Here is a 19,491-nt window from a genome sequence, read left to right as displayed (position 1 = left end):
AGGCGCCCTGCGCTCGGCTGCCCCGGATGGGGATCAGCTGCGGTGGCGTGCCGCGCGGGCCGAGGGGCCGACCGCCGTCGGGCGAAACCTGGCCCGGCCGCGGCTCGCCGGGGCCACGTGCTCCGCGAGGGCGGCGGCGGTCACGCCGGCAGCGTGCTGCGCATCAGGGCGGCGAGGGTGCGGCCCTGGGGATAGAGGAGTGCGGCCGGGGGGAGGGCGGCGGGAGCGCCGGCGTGGAGCACGGTGATGGTGCCGGCGCCGGTGCGGGTGGGGTCGGTGACGCGGCGCAGCGCCTGGGCGGCGACGGCGTCGGCGGAGCCGTGCAGGGTGAGCGCCGGGGAGGCGGCGGGGGCGACGGCGGCGCGGATGCGGTCGTCGACCAGTTCGTAGTGCGTGCAGCCGAGGACGATCGCGGCGGTACCGGCGGGGGTGCGGGCGGCGGCGTCGGCGATGGCGGCGGTGATGCCGGCGTCGTCGCCGTGTTCGATGGCGTCGGCGAGGCCGGGGCAGGCGACCTCGGTCACGTCCGCGGTGCCGCCGAAGTCGCGGATCAGGCCGCGCTGGTAGGCACTGCCGGTGGTGGCCGGGGTGGCCCAGATGGCGACGGAGCCGCCGAGGGCGGCGGCGGGTTTGATCGCCGGGACGGTGCCGACGACGGGCAGCCCGGGTTCGAGTTCGGCCCGGAGGGTGGCGAGCGCGTGCACGGAGGCGGTGTTGCAGGCGATGACCAGCGCGTCCGGTTCGAGCGCCGCGGCGGCGAGCGAGCAGCCTCGGGCGAGGTCGGTGACCTCCTCGGGGGTGCGCGGCCCCCAGGGCATCGAGGCCGGGTCGGAGGAGAGCACCAGATCGACGTCCGGGCGCAGCTTCCGAAGGGCGGCGGCGGCGGCCAGCAGGCCGATTCCGGAGTCCATCAGTGCGATCTTCACGGGGCAAGACTTTAGTCGATCCGCCCGATCCGGCCGGTTCTGCGGCAAACTGCGGGAGTGACCGTCCTGGTGTGGATCGCCGCGTTCTCCCTGCTGGTCTGGCTCTGGTTGGCGTGCTGCCACGGGCTGTTCTGGCGCACCGACGTGCGGTTGCCGCCGCGCCGTCCGCCGGTGCGCTGGCCGCAGGCGGCGGTGGTGGTGCCGGCCCGGGACGAGGCGCAGGTGCTGCCGGTGAGCCTGCCGACGCTGCTGGCGCAGAAGTACCCGGGGCGGGCGCGGGTGATCCTGGTGGACGACCACAGTTCGGACGGCACGGGCGCGGTGGCGGCGGGGCTGCGGACGATGGACGGGCTGGAGCTGACCGTCACGACCCCTCCCCCGCTGCCCCCGGGGTGGACGGGCAAGTTGTGGGCGCTGCGGCACGGGGTGGAGCTGGCCGGTCCGGACGTCGAGTACCTGCTGCTGACGGACGCGGACATCGCGCACGGGCCGGACTCGCTGGCGGAGCTGGTGGCAGCGGCGGAGGGCAACGGGCTGGACCTGGTGTCCCAGATGGCCCGGCTGCGGGTGGAGACCGGCTGGGAGCGGCTGATCGTGCCGGCCTTCGTCTACTTCTTCGCCCAGCTGTACCCGTTCCGCCGGAGCAACCGGCCCGGTGGGCGGACGGCGGCCGCGGCGGGCGGCTGCTCGCTGGTGCGGCGGGAGGCGCTGGAGCGGGCCGGCGGGGTGGCCGCGATCCGGGGCGCGGTGATCGACGACGTGTCGCTGGCGCGGGCGGTGAAGTCCTCGGGCGGGCGGACCTGGCTGGGGCTGGCCGGGGCGGTGGACAGCGTCCGGCCGTACCCGCGGCTGGAGCAGCTGTGGCGGATGGTGTCGCGCAGCGCGTACGCGCAGTTGCGGCATTCGCCGCTGCTGCTGCTCGGGACGGTGCTGGGGCTGGCGCTGGTGTACCTGGTGCCGCCGGTGGCCACGGCGACCGGGCTGGTCGCGGGGGCGCCGGCGGTGGCGGTGGCCGGCGGGGCGGCCTGGGCGCTGATGGCGGGCACCTACCTGCCGATGGTGCGGTACTACCGGCAGCCGGCGCCGGCCGTGCTGCTGCTGCCCTTCACGGCGGGCCTGTACCTGCTGATGACGGTGGACTCGGCGGTGCAGCACCGGCGGGGCCGGGGCGCGGCGTGGAAGGGCCGGACGTACTCACGGACCTGAGCGTTCCGGGGCCCGAATTCGCGGGCGCGGCAGTCCGGTCGGCTCCATACTGCTCGAATGGACCGTCAGAGGATCTCCCGTCTCGCCCATGCCCACCACCCGATCGCGGCGCCGCTGACGGACGAGTCGGTGGCCGTGCTGCTGGAACGCGCGACCGCCGGGTCGGCGGACGGCCGGGCGCTGGACCTCGGCTGCGGCGAGGGGGCGTGGCTGGTCCGGGCGCTGGCGGCGCGTCCGCGCTGGCGGGCGGTGGGGGTGGATCTGGACGCGGCGGCGCTGACCCGCGCCAGGGAGGCGGCGACCGCGCTCGGCGTGGTGCGCCGGATCGGCCTGCACCACGTGGACGCACGGGAGTTCGGCTCGGTCGAGCCCTTCGACCTGGTGCTGTGCGTCGGTGCCACCCACGCCTTCGGCGGGCTGCTGCCGACGCTGGCGGCGGCCCGCGAGCACCTGGCCCCGGGCGGTCGGGTGCTGGTCGGCGAGGGCTTCTGGGAGCGGGAGCCGTCCCGGGCGGCCCTGGACGGGCTGGGCGCGGCCCGGGACGACTACGCGGACCTGGCGACCACCACGGACCGGGTGCTGGCGGACGGCTGGACACCGGTGTCCGGGTACGTGAGCAGCCCGCAGGAGTGGGACGACTACGAGTTCGCGTGGACGGGCGCGCTGGCCGAGTGGGCGCTGGAGCACCCGGACGACCCCGATGCGGCGGCCGCCCGGGAGGCCGCGGACCGGCACCGGCGGGAGTGGCTGCACGGCTACCGGGGGACGTTCGGCTTCGTGACGTACCTGCTGCGCCAGGGCTGAACACCCCGGCCGGGCGGGCCGCCGGAGGGCTGTTCGGCCCCGGCGCGCGGCGGGCTCAGTGCCCGCGCAACTGCTCCTGCTGCACCAGGTAGTCCAGCACCTCGGGCATCGCCTCGACGCCGCCGGCCTTGCTCGGCGAAGTCCGGTACTCGCCCTGGACGACCACCGTCGGCAGCTCGTTGACGCCGTAGCGGACGAACTCGACGGCGGCCTCGTCGACCGACCGCGCCACCTCGTCGGAGCGGTACGTCCGGCCGAAGAGCTGGGCGTCCACGCCGTGGCGCACCGCCCAGTCGGTGGCGGTGGCCTCGGTGGTGAGGTCGGTCTGGTCGGTGTGCACCGAGCGGAAGACGCTGCTCTGCAGGCGCTCGACCAGGCCCAGGCGCTCCAGCGCGTAGTACAGGCGCGCGTGGCCGCGCTGGGCGCCCTCGTCCGGGCTGCCCGGCCAGATCGCCGGGACGCGCCGCAGCGCGACGTCCGCGCGGTGCTTCTGGGCCCAGGCCTGCAAGGGCTCCTCAAGCTGCTGGGAGTGGCTGCAGTCGTACCAGAAGAACTCGGCCGCCTCCGTGCGGACGCTCTCGCGCACCGGCTGCGGATGATCGAGCTTGACGAACTGGGTGCCCTCGGAGGGGGGTTGGTGACTCACCGCACCGGCCTGGAGGGGGGACACGGCGATCCCGGCGGCGATGGCGAGCAGGACGGTGGACCGCAGCAGCGACTTCGAGTTCACACCGGGCAGTGTGCTGTCGGCGGTTCGTTACCGTCGAGTTCGGCCGGGGCGCGCTGGCCCGGATTCGCCCGATCGGCCCAACCCAGCGCCCGGCCCGGCGCCGCAGGTCGGTCACGGACCGGTGCGCGCCCCCGGGCCACCCCCCGCCCACACCTCGGCGACCAGCCCCTGCCAGGCGTCCACCACGGCGCCGAGCTCGAAGTGCTCCAACGCGTGCGCCCGGGCGGCCGCGCCGAGGCCCGCACGGTTGCACGCCAGCACCTTGGCCAGCGCCTCGGCGAGGGCCAACGGGTCCCCGGGGGCGACGAGCGCGCCGGTGGCACCGTCCCGGACCACCTCGCGCACCCACCCGACGTCGGTGGCGACGGCTGGCACACCGGCCAGCGCCGCCTCGATCAGCGCGCCGGGCACGCCCTCGCTGTCGCTGGTGAGCAGCAGCGCGTCGGCCGCCCGGTAGAGCGGCGCCGGATCGGGCAGGGCGCCGAGGAAGTGGGCGCGGGCGGCGGCCGGGTGGCGGGCCAGCGTCTCACGCAGCGGGCCGTCCCCGGCGATGGCCAGCCGGACGTCCGGCAGCCGGTCCAGGACGTCGAGAGCGAGGTCGAGCCGCTTCTCCGGGGCGATCGCCCCGATCCAGGCGACCAGCAGGACGTCGGCGGGCAGGCCGAGCGCGTGCCGGGCGGCACGCCGGTCGGCCCGGCCGTCGGCGGGCGGATAGCTCTCGGCGGCCCGGGAGTTGGAGATCACGTGCACCTTTCCGTCGGGCAGCCGGAACTGCCCCTCCAGGACGGCGCGGGCCTCGTCGGTGAGCGTGGTGACGGCGGCCGCGCGGTGCATCAGCGCGCCGCCGCGCACCCGGCGCAGCCGGTTCGCCGTCCAGTAGCGGGGGTGGCCGACGGAGACGTAGACGAAGGGGGTGCGGGTGCCGGCCAGGGCGAGGGCGCAGGCCGCCAGGGTGTCGGAGCCGTGGGCGAGGACCACGTCGGCGCCGCGGGCGGCCGCGCGCAGCGCGCGCAGGGTGCCGGGGCGCAGGCGGCCGGAGCCGAGGACGGCGGCGCGTAAGTCCTCCTCGTCGGCGCAGGCGCCGGGGTGCGGGTCGGGCTGCCGGTCGAGCCCGTCGGGGCGGGCGCCCGGACCGGCACCGGCGTGAACCCCGGTGCGGTCCGCGGCGCGGGGCCCGGGGAGGGCGGGCCCGGCGGCCGGGTGCGGGGCGAGGGCGCACAGGGCGGAGGCCTGGCCCCGGCGGCGCAGCTCCCGGTGGAGGTCACGGGCGAAGTTCTGGGCGCCGCCGCGGCGTGGATCACTGATCAGGTGCAGGACGCGGGGACGGGTTCCGGCCGGGTCGGCCGACGTATGGTCGGGCATGGACCGACCTTGGCACAGCGCCCCGCGCCGTACAGCCCCTTCGCGCAACCTGGTGGTGGCCCGTGCGCCCGCGTGAATACACCTGATGTGCGCTGGTCGACTGCGGCCGTGCGCCGGCTGCTCCCGTCGTGCGCCCCGTTCCGCCCCCTCTCGCCCTGCCTCGCCCCGCCGCACCCCGGCGTCCGACCCCGGCCGCCCCATGGCTGGCGGGCCTGACGGCCACCTGCGATGCTGATCACCAGTCAGGGGGCGTCCGGCACGGGAGAACGGACGCGCCCGCAGCGGGCGGGGGTGGCCGGTGCAGGTGCTTCTGGTGGTCGACAGCGTGAACCGGACCGGCGGGGCGGAACGCGCCCTGGTCTCGATGGCCCCCCAACTGGTGCGCGCCGGCGTCACCTTGGACGTCGCCTACCTCTACGACTCCCCCGGCGGCTGGCAGCCGGAGCTGACCGCGGCGGGCGCCGCCGTGTTCGGCGTCGGCCGGCCGACCGGGGCCGCCACCGCCGCCGCGCTGCGCCGGCTGATCCGCGAACGCCGGCCCGATCTCGTCCACACCGCCCGCCACGCCTCGGACGTGCTCGGCCGGGCCGCCGCCCTGGCCGCCCGCACCCCGGTGGTTTCCAGCCTGCTCGACCCGGCGTACGGACCGGAGCAGTCGGCGGCGCACGGGGCGAGCCCCTGGCGGATGCGCACCGCGCAGGCCCTGGACGCGGCCACCGCCCAGGGCGCCCGCCGCTTCCACGCGCTCACCCGGCACGTGGCCGGCACGATGGCGCGGCGGCTGCGCGTCCCCCGGCGGCGGATCGACGTGGTGCCGCGTGGGCTCGACCCGGAGCTGCTGGGCACGGCCACCCCGGAGCGGCGGGCCGCCGTGCGCGGTGCGCTGGAGCTGGCGCAGGACGTGCCGGTGGTGCTGGCCGCCGCCGGGCAGCACCACCGCAAGGGCCTGGACGTGCTGCTGGCGGCCTGGCCGGCGGTCCGGCGCGCGCAACCGGGGGCCGTGCTGCTGCTCGCCGGCGCGGCGGGCCCGGAGAGCGCACGGCTGCGGGCGCTCGCCGAGTCCGCCGGGAGCGTCCGCCTGCTCGGGCCGCGCGAGGACGTGGCCGATCTGATGGCCGCCGCCGACGTGCTCGCCGTGCCGTCCCGCTGGGCGGGCCAGGGCGGCACGGCGATCGAGGCGATGGGCGTCGGGGTGCCGCTGGTCTGCGCGGACGTGCCGGCGTTGCGCGAGACGGTCGGCTCGGAGGACTACGCCCGGCTGGTGGCGCCGGAGCGGCCGGCCGAACTGGCGGCGGCGGTCGTCGACACACTGGACGACCGGGCGGCGGCGCGGGTGCGGGCGAAGGCCGCGCGGGCGCGGTTCCTGGCCTCGTTCACGCTGTCCCAGGTGTCCGCGCACATGGTCGAGTTCTACGAGCGCGCGCTGCGGGTGCGGCCGCTCTGACCCCTCCGGCCCGGCGGCGGCCGGATCGACCCGTACGCGCAGCGCCCGGGCTGCGCCCGGAACCGGCCGGCGCGTCCTGCGGCCGGTTACGCGGATCGGGTGAACGCGGTTGGACCTCGGCCCGGCCCGGTCGGCAGGATGTCCGGCCGGGGCGCCCGTCACGCTGCCTCATCTCCCCCTCCCCCGTACGGATTTGGAGTCACCCGGTGTTCAAGGGATTCCGCAGCTTCCTGCTGCGCGGCAACGTGGTGGACCTCGCAGTCGGCATCGTGATCGGCGCGGCCTTCACCGCCGTGGTCACCGGGTTCGTCACCGCCTTCCTCACCCCGCTCATCGGGGTCGCCACCGGCGCCGTCGGCGACTTCACCCAGAAGACCTTCGAGGTGGCCGGCACCCGGTTCCCGTACGGGGTCTTCGTCAACGCGCTGATCGGGTTCGTGCTGGTCGCCGCGGTGATCTACTTCGCCGTGGTGCTGCCGGTCGGCAGGCTGCAGGCGCGCTTCGAGTCGGCCAAGCCGGCGCCGGTCGTGAAGGTCGACTGCCCGGAGTGCCTGAGCCCGATTCCGGCCGCGGCGACCCGCTGCTCCTTCTGCACCTCGGAGGTCGCGGGCCGGCCGGGCCTCCCGGCGCAGGCGCAGGCGTTGCAGGCGAGCTGATCACGGGCCCGAGGCCGCTGACGGGGATTTTATTCCCGAAACATTCACGAGCCCTCGTCGGACCGTCGGCGGGGGCTCGAATGCGCCGGCGCACGCCCTGTCCGCAAAAGTTTCTCCGGCGGGCCCCGAACCGTCCACCGCCCGGTCACCGCAAGGGTTCGCCGCGCCGCCGTCCGGGTACTGTTCGATCACTGACGGCACGCCGAGGTTGTCCGGAAGTGAACGCCGGTATGTCCGTTCTTCCTACTTTCGAAACCTTTGTGCGAGCGAAGACTGTGTAAACAGTCGAACTGCTCCCCCTCCCGCTCTCCTCAGCAGGCGCGTTGTGGGCTTACCGTATGCCCCATGACCTCGCCCCGCTCCTACGACGGAGTCGGCTACCCCTCTCCGTCCTTCTCCTCCGGCACGCCGATCTACGACAGCCTCGTGGCTGAGCGCGGCGTCCCCCAGATCGCACCCATCAACGTGCCGGCGGCCCTGCCGCCGGCCATGTCGTCCGGTTACGGGGCCAGCACCGGCCCGTCCTACGAGAACCGGTACGGCAACGGGTACGAGAGCGCCGGCAGCAACCTCCCCGCGCTGCCGCCCGCCCGCCTCGCTCTGGGCCCCGGCCCGAGCAGCACCCCCTCCGCCGGTCCCGCCACGGCGTACATCCCCGCGCAGCCCGCGCCGGCGTACGCCTCCGCGCCCCAGCCGCCCGTCCCCGGCTACGGCGCCCCCCAGCAGTACCAGCGGCCGCAGCCCGCCGCACCGGCCTTCGCGCAGACCGCCAGCGGCGGCTACCAGCCGACCGGCGGCCAGAGCTTCGGCGGCCAGAACACCTTCATCGGCGGCCAGGGCGGCCAGCAGTCCTTCGGCGCGCAGCCGATCGGCGGTCCGGGCGCGTTCGGCCCCGGGCAGCCGGGCGGCCAGCCGCAGGGCGGTCCGCAGAGCTTCGGCGGCCAGCAGTCCTTCGGCGGCCCCGGCCAGGCCGGCCCCGGCTTCCAGGGCCAGGGCGGCGACCAGGGCTTCGGCGGCGCCCAGCTGCGCCCGGCCATGGCGCCGGTCCGCCCGATGCAGCCGCAGCGCCCGGGCCCGTACGGCGAGCCCGGCAACAACGCCTACAACGCGGGGGGCCAGCAGGGCGGCTACCAGCAGCAGGGCCAGGGCTACTGAGCCACTGACCTCCAGGGCCGGACCCCACCCGGCCCGCACCCGCACCACCTGAGCACCACCCGGCGCGCTCCCCGCGCCGGGCGTACGGAGAAACGGGTCATCCACGGACCGCCCGGAACGCCCCCCACGGCGTCCCGGGCGGTCCGTGCGCGTACGGGGCTCCCGCCGAGCACCGGGAACCGGCTGGCAGGATGGGGGAATGCAGCTCACCGGACTCCACGTCTACCCCGTCAAGTCCATGTACCGCCTGAGCCCGGACACCGCCGCCGTCGAACCCTGGGGCCTGGCCGGAGACCGCCGCTGGATGCTGGCCGACGCCACCGGACGCTTCGTCAGCCAGCGCGAGAACGCCGCCCTCGGCCAGATCCGGCCCGACCTGCTGCCCGACGGCACGCTCTCCCTCACCGCCCCCGACGGCTCCCGGATCGAGGTCCCCGCGCCCGCCGTCGCAGCCGGCGACCCGCTCGCCGAGGTCGAGGTCTGGGGCACCCGCTTCCGCGCCGCCGAGGCCGCCAAGGAGGCGCACCAGTGGATCGCCGAACACCTCGGCGACTACCGCCTCGTCCACCTGGACGACCCGCACGCCCGGCCGGCCGACCCCGCCTACGCCGAGCCCGGCACCACCGTCTCGATGGCCGACGGCTTCCCCCTGCTGCTCGCCACCACCGCCTCGCTGGAGCGGCTCAACGAGCTGATCGCCGCCGAGCACCCCGACGGCCACGAGCCGCTGCCGATGGAGCGCTTCCGCCCCAACGTCGTGGTGGGCGGCGCCGAGCCGTGGGCCGAGGACGGCTGGCGCCGGATCCGGATCGGCGACCTCACCTTCAAGGCGGTCAAGCCCTGCGGCCGCTGCGTCATCACCACCACCGACCAGGAGAGCGGCGAGCGGCGCGGCCCCGAGCCGCTTCGCACCCTGGCCCGGCACCACCGGCTGCTGAAGAAGGCCGCGTTCGGGCAGAACCTGATCCCGGAGCGGCCGGCCGGCACCACCGGCGACGTGCTCGGCACGCTGCGCGTCGGCGACCGGGTCGAGGTGCTGGAGGACGGGGCGCAGTGGCCCGCCGACGCGCGGGGGTGAACCATCGGCGCGCCGGTTCACCGGCTCCCCCGGACGCCCCCACGGCGCGCCCCCGGCTCGGAACCACGGGTGTGCGCGCTCGTTGAACAAGTGGTCGGAACCTGTGGCGAAGGCGCGAGCCCCCGGTGCCCGCGCGACCGCGGCCGACCGGACCACCCATCGAGGCGCGCTACGGTGGGCGGGCGGCCCGCGCGTACGGCCCGTTGAACGCCGGCTCGACGAAGGTGGGGACGACAGACCGTCATGGCAGAGCACAGGGTCCGGGTCACCCAGGACAGCGCATCCCGCTGGCGCCGACGCGCAGGCGAGTACGACACCCTCGCGGAGGCCCTCGCGGCCGCCGAACCGGGCGACACCGTGACCGTCCGGCCGGGGACGTTCCGGGAGAACGTGCTGCTGGACAAGCCCGTGACGATCGTCCCGGCCCAGGGCCCGGGCACCGTCCGGATCGACCCGCCGTCCGGAGTGGCGCTGACCGTCACCGCCGACGCCACCGTCCGCGACCTCGTCGTCGAAGGCGGCGACAGCTCCACCCCGGCCGTCCTGATCACCGGGCCGCAGATCGCCCCCTCGCTCAGCGGCTGCCGGATCGAGACCCGCTCCGCCACCGGCATCGAGATCACCGACGGCGCCCGGCCCACCCTGCGCGGCTGCGTCGTCGCCAACCCGGCCGGACTCGGGCTGCGCCTGCGCGGCCCCGGCACCGCCGCCGCCCTGGAGGACTGCGAGGTCGCCGCCGCCGGGCAGGCCGGACTCGCCGTCCTCGGCGGCGCCACCGCCGCCCTCGACCGCTGCAAGGTCCACCACGCCGCCGGCGCCGGCGTCCTGCTCTCCGACCCGGGCAGCGCCGCCGAACTGACCGGCTGCGAGATCTACGAGATCCGCGGCAGCGGCGTCCAGGCCGAGGCGCAGGCCCGCGGGCGGCTCGTCGACTGCGAGATCCACCGGGTCACCGGCAACGGCCTGACCCTGGACGGCGAGGCCGAGCTCGTCCTCACCGGCTGCCGGGTGCACGACCTGCCGGAGAACGGCGCCGACCTGCGCGGCCGCTCCCGGCTCAGCCTCAGCCACAGCACCGTCCGGGACTTCGGGCGCGGGGCGCTCTCGGTCTGGGACCAGGGCACCGAGGCCGTCGCCGAGTCCTGCCAGATCCACGGCTCCACCGGCGAGTACCCGGCGCTGTGGGTCAGCGACGGCGCCCGGCTCACCCTCACCGACTGCTCGCTGTACGACCTGCCGGACGCGCTGTTCGTGCTCGACCGGGACTCCGCCGCGATCGCCGCGGACTGCTCCTTCAGCCGGATCCGCAGCTCGGCGGTCTCGGTCAGCGGCGGCGCGGCGGTGACCCTCACCGGCTGCCGGGTCCAGGAGGCCGGCACCGGCCTGTGGTTCCGCGACCACGGCAGCGGCGGCCTTCTCACCGGCTGCGAGATCTCCGACGTGGCCACCGGGGTGATCGTCACCAAGGGCGCCGACCCGGTGCTGCGCGACTGCACCGTCCGGGCCAGCACCGACGCGGGCGTGTACGTCTCGGCGCAGGGGCGGGGCACCTTCGAGGACTGCCGGGTCTCGCACGGCAAGGGCTTCGGCTTCCACATCATCGACGGCTGCCGCACCCAGCTGACCCGCTGCCGGGCCGAGCAGAACGAGCGGGCCGGCTTCGAGTTCTCCGAGCCCGGGCCGGTCGCCGAGGGCTGCACCTCGGACGACGTCGGACCGGCGGCCGGCGCGGCCGAGGTGCCGGGCCCGCGGACCGCCCAACCGGCCTCCGCCACCGCCCCGTCGGCCGGGAGGGCCGGTGTGGGCGGGGTGGCCGGCACCGCCGTCGCCACGTCCGCCGCGGCCGCCGCCACCTCGGCGATCGCCCCGATCCCGGACTGCCGGCCCGCCGACGAGGCGCTCGCCGAACTGGACGCACTGGTCGGGCTGGCCACCGTCAAGCAGGAGGTGCGCACGCTCATCGACCTGATCTCCGTCGGCAAGCGCCGCCGCCAGGCCGGGCTCAAGGCGCCCTCGCTGCGCCGGCACCTGGTCTTCACCGGCGCCCCCGGCACCGGCAAGACCACCGTCGCCCGGCTCTACGGCGAGATCCTGGCCTCGCTCGGGGTGCTCCAGCGCGGACACCTGGTCGAGGTGGCCCGGGTCGACCTGGTCGGCGAGCACATCGGCTCCACCGCGATCCGCACCGCCGCCGCCTTCGACCGTGCGCGCGGCGGGGTGCTCTTCATCGACGAGGCGTACGCGCTCGCCCCCGAGGACGGCGCGCGCGACTTCGGACGGGAGGCCATCGACACCCTGGTCAAGCTGATGGAGGACCACCGGGACGAGGTGGTCGTCATCGTGGCCGGCTACACCCTGGAGATGGAGCGCTTCCTCTCCGCCAACCCCGGCGTCTCGTCCCGCTTCTCACGCACCATCACCTTTCCCGACTACACGGCGGACGAGCTGCTGGAGATCGCCCGGGCCCAGTGCGCCGAGCACGAGTACGCGCTCGCCGAGGCGACCGAGGGCGTGCTGCTGGACCACTTCGCCCGGCTGGAGCGCGGCCCCAACTTCGGCAACGGGCGCACCGCGCGGCAGGTCTTCGAGACCATGGTCGAGCGGCACGCGATGCGGGTCGCCCACCTCGCGGACCCGTCGACGGAGGAGCTCCAACTCCTCGTCCCGGCCGACCTGCCGGGCGGACCACTGCCCTGACGGCGGGGACCCGGCGCCGTGACGTCGGGCGGGGGCGGGGGCGCCGGGCGGGCGGCGACCTCGGCGGACGACCTCGGCGTCAGCCCGTCCAGGCGCCGCCGACGAGGAAGGACTCCAGCACGGCCCGGTACGGCGCGATGTCGATCCGCTCGCCGGCCAGCCAGTCGTCCGAGTAGTACTTGTCCAGGTAGCGGTCGCCCGGGTCGCAGATCAGACCGACCACGCTGCCCCGCCGCCCCGCCGCCCGCATCTCGGCGACGATCTTCAGCGCGCTCCACAGCCCCGTCCCCGTGGACGCCCCCGCCTTCTTCCCGAGCACCTGCTCCAGCACCCGCACGGCGGCGATGGAGGCGGCGTCCGGCACCTTCATCATCCGGTCGATCGCCCCCGGGACGAAGCTCGGCTCCATCCGGGGCCGTCCGATGCCCTCGATCCGCGAGCCCCGCTCGCAGACGGCGTCCGGGTCGTGGTGCACCCAGCCGTCGAAGAAACAGGAGTTCTCCGGGTCGGCGACGCAGATCCGGGTGTCGTACTGCATGTAGTGCACGTACCGGGCGATGGTCGCCGAGGTGCCGCCCGTCCCGGCGGTGGCGACGATCCAGGCCGGCTCGGGGTGCGGCTCCAGGCGCAGCTGGGCGAAGACCGACTCGGCGATGTTGTTGTTGCCGCGCCAGTCGGTGGCCCGCTCGGCGTAGGTGAACTGGTCCATGTAGTGCCCGCCGGTGCTCTCGGCGAGCCGGGTGGAAGCCTCGTACACCTCGTCCGAGCGGTCGACCAGGTGGCACTCGCCGCCGTGGAACTCGATCAGGTCGATCTTGGCCTGGCTGGTGCTCTTGGCCATGACCGCGATGAACGGCACCCCGACGAGCTGCGCGAAGTACGCCTCCGAGACGGCGGTGGAGCCGCTGGAGGCCTCGATCACCGGCTTGCCGGGGCGGATCCAGCCGTTGCAGAGCCCGTGGAGGAAGAGCGAGCGGGCCAGCCGGTGCTTGAGCGAGCCGGTCGGGTGGGTGGACTCGTCCTTGAGGTAGAGGTCGATCCCCCACTCGCCCGGCAGCGGGAAGCGCAGCAGGTGGGTGTCGGCGGAGCGGTTGGCGTCGGCCTGGACCTTGCGCACCGCCTCCTTGAGCCAGGCGCGGTACTGCGGGTCGGTCCGGTCGACGTCGACGGTCGGCTCGACGCCCGCCGTCGGCTCGGTGCCCGCCGTCGGCTCGGTGCCGCCCGCTCGGCCGGACTGGGTCCCGCCGGGTTGGGTGCTCATGGCCACTCTCCCTCGTTACGCCCCCCACTGCTCACTACGAGTGTAAGAGAGTCACGATAAGTGACCGTTTTCGCAGTCCCAGCTTCCGCTTATCGTCCCTGGTCCGGCCTGCCGACCCCGGACCGGACGCCCGGCTCCGGGTTCAGCCCGCCGTCACCGACTGCGGGTCCGCCAGGTACGGCCCCCAGCCCAGCTCCGCCGCACCCGCGAGCGCACCGTGCGCCAGCTCCGCGCCGACGATCGGCACCCGTCCGCTGCGCCCCCACAGGCTGCGCTCGGCGACCACCGCGCGCAGCCGCTCGGGCGCGGCCTCCAGCAGGTCCAGGTGGAGCCCGCTGAGGACCACCCGGTCCGGGTTGAGGATGTTGGCGACGCCCGCGAGTCCGAGCCCGAGCCGGTCGATGACGTGTTCCACGGCGGCCCGCGCGCGTTCGTCGGTGGCGGCCGCCCGGCACAGTTCGCGCGCCTGGTCGAGCAGCGGGCGCCCCGGTTCGGGGGTGAGCCCGGCGGCGGCGAACAGAGCGTCGGGGTCGGTCTCGGAGTTCAGGCAGCCCCGGTTGCCGCACGGGCAGAGCCGGCCCTGCGGGTCGACGGTGAGGTGGCCGACCTCCAGGGCCAGCCCGGCGCTGCCGGTGTGCAGGTGGCCGTCGATCACCAGCGCGCCGCCGACGCCGCGATGGCCGGAGGTGACGAGGAGCAGGTGCCGGGCGCCGCGCCCAGCGCCGTGCCGGTACTCGGCGAGCGCGGCGAGGTTGGCGTCGTTGGCGAGGGCGGTGGGCAGCGGCCGCCGGGCGCCGGGGCCGTGGTCGGCGCGGCCCACCTCGACGTCGTACAGGTCGGCGACCGGGGTGCCGCTGGGCCAGGCGAAGTGCAGTGCGGCGAGCGCGGCTCCGTCGGGTTCGGTGACCGGGTTGGGCAGGGCGAGCGCGGCGGCGAGGCACCGCCGGCTGGTCGCGCGGGCGAGTTCGGCGCCCGCCTCGGCGACGGCGCGCAGCATCCGGACCGGGTCGGTGGCGGCGGGCAGCGGCAGATGGACAGGCGGGTCGAGCAGGCCGCCGAGGCCGGCCAGGGTGACGCTCAGCCCGTCGGCGTGGATCTGCCCGGCGACCACGACCGGGCCCTGCGGGTCGATCGCGAGCCGGTGCGAGGGGCGTCCGCGTCCGCCGCCGGCCGGGCGCGAGTCGACGGTGATCAGCCCGAGCGCCTCCAGTTCGGCCGTGACGGCCCCGGCGGTGGCCCGGGTGACGTCCAGCGCGCGGGTGAGCGCCGAGCGGGTGGGCGTCTGTCCGGTGTGGATGAGCGAGAGCGCGGGGCCGAGCAGCGTCCGACCGCGATCGGGGGCCGCGCGGCGGTGGGCGTCGCGCTGCGCTTCGAGGTCGGTTCCGGAACCTGGTCGCGGACTTGAAGGTGAGAGCTGCACGCCCCTATTGTGACTTTGTGCCGCTTCGAAACAAAATCCGCCCGCGTCCCCGACCCGACCAGACCTCCCCCCAGTCTCGCAGCACACCCCCCGGAACGGACAGCCCCTGGGGCTCGGCACGGCTCGCGCTCACCGCGTTCTTCGCCGTCGACGGCTTCCTCTTCGCCGCCTGGGTGGTCCGCATCCCGGACATCCGCAGCCAGGTCGACGCCTCGCACAGCGCCCTCGGGCTGGCCCTGCTCTGCCTGTCGATCGGCGCCGTCCTCACCATGCCGCTCGTCGGGCGGCTGTGCCTGCGGTACGGCTCGCGCCCGGTGACCGTCGGCTCGCTCGCCCTGCTCAGCCTCGCCGTCCCGCTGCCCGCGCACGCCCACTCGGTCGCCGCGCTCGGCGGCGTGCTGCTGCTCTTCGGCGCCGGGTACGGCGGCGCCAACGTCGCGATGAACAGCGCCGCCGTCGACCTGGTGGCGCAGCTGCGACGGCCCGTCATGCCGAGCTTCCACGCCGGGTACAGCCTCGGCGGTCTGCTCGGCGCGGGCCTCGGCGGGCTCCTCGCCGGTGCGCTGAGCACCGCCTGGGCGCTCGCGCTCGGCGGACTGCTCGGCCTCGCCGTCACCGCCGGCGCGGGCCTCGTCCTGCTGCGCAGCCCGGCCGCACCGCTGGTCGCGCCCGGCCGCGCGGGCGACGGCGGCACCACCGGCGACACCACGAGTGACCACGGCACCCCCAGCACGGCCGGCCGCGCCGCCCCGCACCTGCGGCTGCTCGTCCTGCTGCTCGGCCTCACCGCGCTGTGCACCGCGTACGGCGAGGGCGCGATCGCCGACTGGACCACCCTCCACCTCACCGACGACGTCCACGCCAGCCCCGGGACGGCCGCCGCCGGGTACGCCGCGTACGCCTTCGCCATGACCAGCGGACGGGTCGGCGGCACCTGGCTGTCCATCCGGCTCGGCCAGACCCGGCTGATGCTGCTCGGCGGCCTGACCGCGGCGGCCGGCATGCTCGTCGCCGCCCTCGCCCCGGTGGTGCCGCTGGCCGTCTGCGGGTTCGTCCTGGTCGGCCTCGGCCTCGCCAACCTCTTTCCCCTCGCGATCGCCCGGGCCGGTGCGGCGGGCGGCCCGCAGGGCGTCGCGTTCGCCTCGACGCTCGGGTACGGCGGCATGCTGATCGGCCCGGTGGTGATCGGCTTCCTCGCCGACGCGGTGGGGCTGCCGATGGCCCTGACCACCGTCGCGGTGGCGGCCACGGCGGGAGCGCTCCTGCCGCTGGCCGTCCGTCGGCGCTGACCATCCCTCGGCGCTGACCATCCGTCGGCGCTGACCGTCCGTCGGCGCTGACCGTCGGTCGGCGCTGACGGGAGCACCCGGGTCGTCGGCACGGCCGGTCCGACCGTGCCCACCGCCGACGGCCCCGGGCGGCACCCGACGCGGCCGCGTGCGGACGTGGTGGCAGGATGCGGGCCATGACGAGCAGCGGACGGATCCAGGTACTGCGGGCGGACGAGCGCCCGGCCACGGCGTGGCTCAACGGGGGCGGGGTGACCAGGGAGGTCGCTGGTTTCCCGGTCGGGGCCGGGCTGGACGCCTTCGACTGGCGGGTCAGCCTCGCGGACGTCGCGTCGGCCGGGCCGTTCTCGCCGTTCCCCGGCGTCGACCGGGTGATCACCCTGGTCGAGGGCCCCGGCATGACGCTCACCGTCGACGGCGCCGAGCATCCGGTCGACGCGCCCTTCCGCCCCTTCGCCTTCTCCGGTGACGCCGTGACGGACTGTCGGCTGTCGGCCGGCCCGGTGGTCGACTTCAACGTGATGACCCGCCGCAGCCGGGTCGTCGCCGCCGTGGACGTGCTGACCGCACCGGCCGCCGTGGACGTCCCGCCGGAGGCGACCGTCCTGCTGGTCTGCCTCACCGGTTCGGCCGCCGTCGACGGCGACGCGGTGCTGGAGCGCTACGACGCCGCCCTGCTGGAGGGAGCCGGCCCGCGCGAGGTGCGGATCCGGGCCGGCGGGGTCACCGCCGTGGTCACGCTCCGCCCGTCGCGCTGACGCCGGGGGACCGGGGCGCCCGGGCACCGGAACGCCGCGGCCCGGGAGGTCCCCCTCCCGGGCCGCGGCGTTCCGACGGGTGCGGCTCAGCCGCAGAACACCGGGGTGGCGTGCGCCGGATCCAGGGCGTTGGCCACCAGGTGCAGCGCCGTCGGCGAGAACGCGATCGCCACGTGCTCGGCGAGCGTGATCGGGCAGTGGTTCTGCAGCACCTCGTTGTCGACGGCCGGGCCGGTCAGGAACTGGGTCCGCCACGGGGTGACGACCTCGTCGTACACGGTCGAGATCACCGTGTAGCTCACGCCCGGCACGGTGTCCGGGCGGGAGGCCATCGTGCGGTTGAAGTCGGAGCCCACCGCCTGGTCGCGGCAGGCCTGGCAGACGGTGTAGATCAGGTCCGCGACGCCGGGGAAGTACGGCACGAGGTTGGTGATCCCGTCGAGCGTCGTGCCGTGGTTGGACGGCGCCAGGCCGACCACCCGGCCGACCTTCGCGGCGCCGCCGAGGAACTTCAGGTAGTAGTTCGGCAGCATGCCGCCCTGCGAGTGCCCGACGATGTCGACCTTGGCCGCGCCGGTCGCCTTCAGCACCAGGTCGACGAACCGGCCGAGTTGGGCGGCCGACTCGGGCACCGGGCCCAGGCCGCCGATCGGTAGCAACAGACCGCTGCCGCTGGAGGTGACGCCCGGGATGGTGCCGTAGTCGAGCGCGAAGACGCAGTACCCGAGGCCCTTCAGCAGCGGGGAGAGGGCGAGCCAGTTCTCGTAGCGGTTGGCGAAGGTGCCGTGCACGAGGACCACCGGATCGGGGTGGGCGGCGCTCGGGCGGCAGGTCCAGTCGTTGGCGCCGGGCGGCGAAGCCACCGAGTCGCCGTCGGGCGGCAGTTCGGCGGAGGTGGAGGTGATGGAGCGGGCGGCGGCGGGCGCGACGGAGGGGGACGTCGCGGCGCTCGCCGGGGCGGCCGACGCGCCGACCAGCAGCGCGCCTGCCAGGACGGTCGCGCCGATGGCCCCGCCGAGCCTGCGGCGCAAGGGAGTTGCGGAGAAGCGGAGAAGTGGGGTTCTCAACTGTTGCCTCCATGGCGGAAGTTTGTTACCAACAGGTAACCCGAGTGGCTCCATCATGCGGTCGCCCCTCCGGCCCGGCCCTTGGGCGTTCCCCAGACCTGGACGGTGTTCTCTGTGACCGGTCACAACGCACCCGCCGCCTCGCCCGGCCGCTCACCCGACGCCACACCCCGCTCCGAGCCGCACTCCGCGCCCACCGCCGCCCCCGACCGCACACCCGACCGCACCGCCGACCGGACGCCCGGCTGGCGCGTCCCGGTGATCGGCGGCCGACCGGCCGACCAGCGACTCCTGTGCGGTGTACGCGAGTTGGCCGAGATCGTGGTCGCCGCCCTGCTGGACCGCGTGCCGGTGTACCACCGCCTGCCCCGCGAACAGCTCACCGGCGAACTCACCCGCGACACCGAGCGCCGGATCCGCGCCCTGGCCCACGCCGTCCGCACCGGACTCCCCGCCCCCGACGAGGAGTTCGCCGCCGTCCGGGAGGCCGCCGCCCGCCGCGCCGAGGAGGGCCTGCCACTGGACGCCGTCCTGCTCGCCCACCACCTCGGGCTGGAGGTCTGCTGGGAGTTCGTCACCCGGCACGCCCGCGACGGCGACGCCGCCGACCTGCTCGTCCTCAACCGGCTGCTGCTCGACCAGCTCCGCCAGGCCACCACCGCCGCCGGCGCCGGCTACCTCGACGAACGCCGCCCGGCCGGCGACCGGCACACAGCCGCCCGGCAGTCGCTGCTCACCGCACTGCTCGCCGGCGCCCCGGCGGACGAGGCCGCCGCCCGGGCCGGGCTCCAACTGCCGCCCCGGTACGCCGTCCTGTGCCTGTCCGTCGCCGACCACCCCGACGAACACGCCCCCGGCGTCGACCCGGGCATCGCCGGCCGCCGCAAGCTCCGCCGGCTCGTCGCCGAACTCGACCACCGGACGCGACATTCGGCGATCACCGCGCTCACCCCCTCGGGCGGTCTCGTGCTCGTCCCGCTCGGCCCACTCGTCCCGCTCAGCCCACTCGTCCCGCTAGGACCGTCCCCGGAGGCCCGGCCGGAGCGAACGCCCGGACGCCCCGGCACACCCGCCGAGCTCCCGTGGCAGCACCTGGCCGCCACCGTCGCCGCGGCCGCCCGGGCCGGGGGCGTCCCCGTCCTGGCCGCGGTGGCAACCGCCGCACCGGGCGAGGTGCCGGGCGCGGCCGCACTCGCGTACGAAGTCCTGGACGTGGCCCGCGCGTTCGACCGCCCACCGGGCCTGTACCGGCTCGACGACGTCCTGCTCGAATACCAGCTCACCCGCCCCAGCCAGGCCCGCTCCCGGCTCGCCGCACTGCTCGAACCACTGGCCGACGGCGGCGAGTTGCTCACCACCCTGCGCACCCACCTGGCCGGCGGACTCAACCGGCGACACACCGCGGGCGCCCTGCACCTGCACCCGAACACCGTCGACTACCGGCTGCGCCGGATCGCCGCCCTCACCGGCCTCGACCCCGCCCGCCCCGCCGACGTCCTGCGGATCACCGCCGCCATCGCCGCCCGCGCCGCCGAACAGGCGCCCTAGAAGGCTCCTGAAGATCTTGTTGGTGGAGGGGCTGTCCCGGTTGGGGACAGCCCCTCCTGCGTTATGTGGTGGTGGGGGTGATGGCCCAGG

General features: G+C 75.7%; 16 protein-coding genes. 10 read left to right on the top strand and 6 right to left on the bottom strand.

All coding sequences use genetic code 11. The features are described 5' to 3' along the window. Nucleotides 1-140: 140 nt before the first annotated feature. Nucleotides 141-926 (bottom strand): glutamate racemase, encoded by a 786-nt coding sequence (locus tag ACIQVZ_RS35280; RefSeq protein WP_402455788.1) that lies wholly within the window; start codon nucleotides 924-926, stop codon nucleotides 141-143. Between the two features lie 57 nt (nucleotides 927-983). Here ACIQVZ_RS35280 and ACIQVZ_RS35275 point away from each other — a divergent pair, with 57 nt between their 5' ends. Further along, nucleotides 984-2,132: a glycosyltransferase gene (locus tag ACIQVZ_RS35275; RefSeq protein ID WP_402455786.1), complete on the top strand. Its 1,149-nt coding sequence runs from the start codon at nucleotides 984-986 to the stop codon at nucleotides 2,130-2,132. 57 nt (nucleotides 2,133-2,189) lie between these two features. After that, nucleotides 2,190-2,936 carry an SAM-dependent methyltransferase gene (locus ACIQVZ_RS35270; protein ID WP_402455783.1) on the top strand — a complete coding sequence of 249 codons (747 nt, stop codon included), beginning with the start codon at nucleotides 2,190-2,192 and terminating at the stop codon, nucleotides 2,934-2,936. A 55-nt stretch (nucleotides 2,937-2,991) separates the two neighbouring features. Here the strand turns inward: ACIQVZ_RS35270 and ACIQVZ_RS35265 are convergent, their stop codons facing one another. Both ACIQVZ_RS35265 and ACIQVZ_RS35260 read right to left on the bottom strand, forming a co-directional pair. Continuing rightward, a complete protein-coding gene (locus tag ACIQVZ_RS35265) occupies nucleotides 2,992-3,666 on the bottom strand; it encodes a thiol:disulfide interchange protein DsbA/DsbL (RefSeq protein WP_402455780.1) in 675 nt (224 codons plus the stop codon). A gap of 111 nt (nucleotides 3,667-3,777) precedes the next feature. Further along, nucleotides 3,778-5,028, bottom strand: coding sequence for a glycosyltransferase family 4 protein (locus tag ACIQVZ_RS35260; protein WP_350884203.1), 1,251 nt, complete (start codon nucleotides 5,026-5,028; stop codon nucleotides 3,778-3,780). A gap of 313 nt (nucleotides 5,029-5,341) precedes the next feature. Here ACIQVZ_RS35260 and ACIQVZ_RS35255 point away from each other — a divergent pair, with 313 nt between their 5' ends. From ACIQVZ_RS35255 to ACIQVZ_RS35235, 5 genes are all read left to right on the top strand, one after another. Next, the gene (locus ACIQVZ_RS35255; protein WP_350884201.1) at nucleotides 5,342-6,472 is read left to right on the top strand and encodes a glycosyltransferase family 4 protein; all 1,131 of its coding nucleotides are present in this window, start codon (nucleotides 5,342-5,344) and stop codon (nucleotides 6,470-6,472) included. Between the two features lie 206 nt (nucleotides 6,473-6,678). Then, complete coding sequence (gene mscL, locus ACIQVZ_RS35250; protein ID WP_063350160.1) at nucleotides 6,679-7,128, top strand: large conductance mechanosensitive channel protein MscL; 450 nt, start codon at nucleotides 6,679-6,681, stop codon at nucleotides 7,126-7,128. A gap of 345 nt (nucleotides 7,129-7,473) precedes the next feature. Then, nucleotides 7,474-8,283, top strand: coding sequence for a DUF6643 family protein (locus tag ACIQVZ_RS35245; protein ID WP_402455776.1), 810 nt, complete (start codon nucleotides 7,474-7,476; stop codon nucleotides 8,281-8,283). A 199-nt stretch (nucleotides 8,284-8,482) separates the two neighbouring features. After that, a complete protein-coding gene (locus tag ACIQVZ_RS35240; RefSeq protein ID WP_402455773.1) occupies nucleotides 8,483-9,361 on the top strand; it encodes an MOSC domain-containing protein in 879 nt (292 codons plus the stop codon). A gap of 243 nt (nucleotides 9,362-9,604) precedes the next feature. Further along, complete coding sequence (locus ACIQVZ_RS35235) at nucleotides 9,605-12,058, top strand: right-handed parallel beta-helix repeat-containing protein (protein ID WP_402455770.1); 2,454 nt, start codon at nucleotides 9,605-9,607, stop codon at nucleotides 12,056-12,058. A gap of 79 nt (nucleotides 12,059-12,137) precedes the next feature. Here the strand turns inward: ACIQVZ_RS35235 and ACIQVZ_RS35230 are convergent, their stop codons facing one another. Both ACIQVZ_RS35230 and ACIQVZ_RS35225 read right to left on the bottom strand, forming a co-directional pair. Further along, nucleotides 12,138-13,319, bottom strand: a complete 1,182-nt coding sequence (locus ACIQVZ_RS35230) for a PLP-dependent cysteine synthase family protein (RefSeq protein ID WP_402455767.1) — start codon at nucleotides 13,317-13,319, stop codon at nucleotides 12,138-12,140. A gap of 142 nt (nucleotides 13,320-13,461) precedes the next feature. Next, entirely contained in the window at nucleotides 13,462-14,739 is a 1,278-nt protein-coding gene (locus ACIQVZ_RS35225) for an ROK family protein (protein WP_371521142.1), read from the bottom strand. 17 nt (nucleotides 14,740-14,756) lie between these two features. Here ACIQVZ_RS35225 and ACIQVZ_RS35220 point away from each other — a divergent pair, with 17 nt between their 5' ends. Both ACIQVZ_RS35220 and ACIQVZ_RS35215 read left to right on the top strand, forming a co-directional pair. Beyond that, nucleotides 14,757-16,028, top strand: coding sequence for an MFS transporter (locus ACIQVZ_RS35220; RefSeq protein WP_350884193.1), 1,272 nt, complete (start codon nucleotides 14,757-14,759; stop codon nucleotides 16,026-16,028). Between the two features lie 176 nt (nucleotides 16,029-16,204). Then, nucleotides 16,205-16,786 (top strand): HutD family protein, encoded by a 582-nt coding sequence (locus ACIQVZ_RS35215; protein ID WP_402455764.1) that lies wholly within the window; start codon nucleotides 16,205-16,207, stop codon nucleotides 16,784-16,786. Between the two features lie 86 nt (nucleotides 16,787-16,872). Here ACIQVZ_RS35215 and ACIQVZ_RS35210 read toward each other — a convergent pair whose 3' ends face one another. Then, nucleotides 16,873-17,853 carry an esterase/lipase family protein gene (locus tag ACIQVZ_RS35210; RefSeq protein WP_402455762.1) on the bottom strand — a complete coding sequence of 327 codons (981 nt, stop codon included), beginning with the start codon at nucleotides 17,851-17,853 and terminating at the stop codon, nucleotides 16,873-16,875. Between the two features lie 114 nt (nucleotides 17,854-17,967). On the opposite strand from ACIQVZ_RS35210, the gene ACIQVZ_RS35205 reads away from it, so the two are divergent. Continuing rightward, a complete protein-coding gene (locus tag ACIQVZ_RS35205) occupies nucleotides 17,968-19,401 on the top strand; it encodes a PucR family transcriptional regulator (protein ID WP_402455759.1) in 1,434 nt (477 codons plus the stop codon). Nucleotides 19,402-19,491: the final 90 nt, after the last annotated feature.

The organism is Kitasatospora sp. NPDC098663, assembly GCF_044760075.1.
In the GTDB taxonomy this organism is placed as follows: domain Bacteria; phylum Actinomycetota; class Actinomycetes; order Streptomycetales; family Streptomycetaceae; genus Kitasatospora.
This window is presented reverse-complemented; position numbering and strand designations above follow the sequence as displayed.

Excerpts from the sequence above, each read along its gene's own strand:
- ACIQVZ_RS35215 (WP_402455764.1), top strand. The coding sequence starts at position 16,205 with ATGACGAGCAGCGGACGGATCCAGGTACTGCGGGCGGACGAGCGCCCG.
- ACIQVZ_RS35270 (WP_402455783.1), top strand. The coding sequence starts at position 2,190 with ATGGACCGTCAGAGGATCTCCCGTCTCGCCCATGCCCACCACCCGATC.
- ACIQVZ_RS35260 (WP_350884203.1), bottom strand. The coding sequence starts at position 5,028 with ATGCCCGACCATACGTCGGCCGACCCGGCCGGAACCCGTCCCCGCGTC.
- ACIQVZ_RS35235 (WP_402455770.1), top strand. The coding sequence starts at position 9,605 with ATGGCAGAGCACAGGGTCCGGGTCACCCAGGACAGCGCATCCCGCTGG.
- ACIQVZ_RS35245 (WP_402455776.1), top strand. The coding sequence starts at position 7,474 with ATGACCTCGCCCCGCTCCTACGACGGAGTCGGCTACCCCTCTCCGTCC.
- ACIQVZ_RS35240 (WP_402455773.1), top strand. The coding sequence starts at position 8,483 with ATGCAGCTCACCGGACTCCACGTCTACCCCGTCAAGTCCATGTACCGC.
- ACIQVZ_RS35230 (WP_402455767.1), bottom strand. The coding sequence starts at position 13,319 with ATGAGCACCCAACCCGGCGGGACCCAGTCCGGCCGAGCGGGCGGCACC.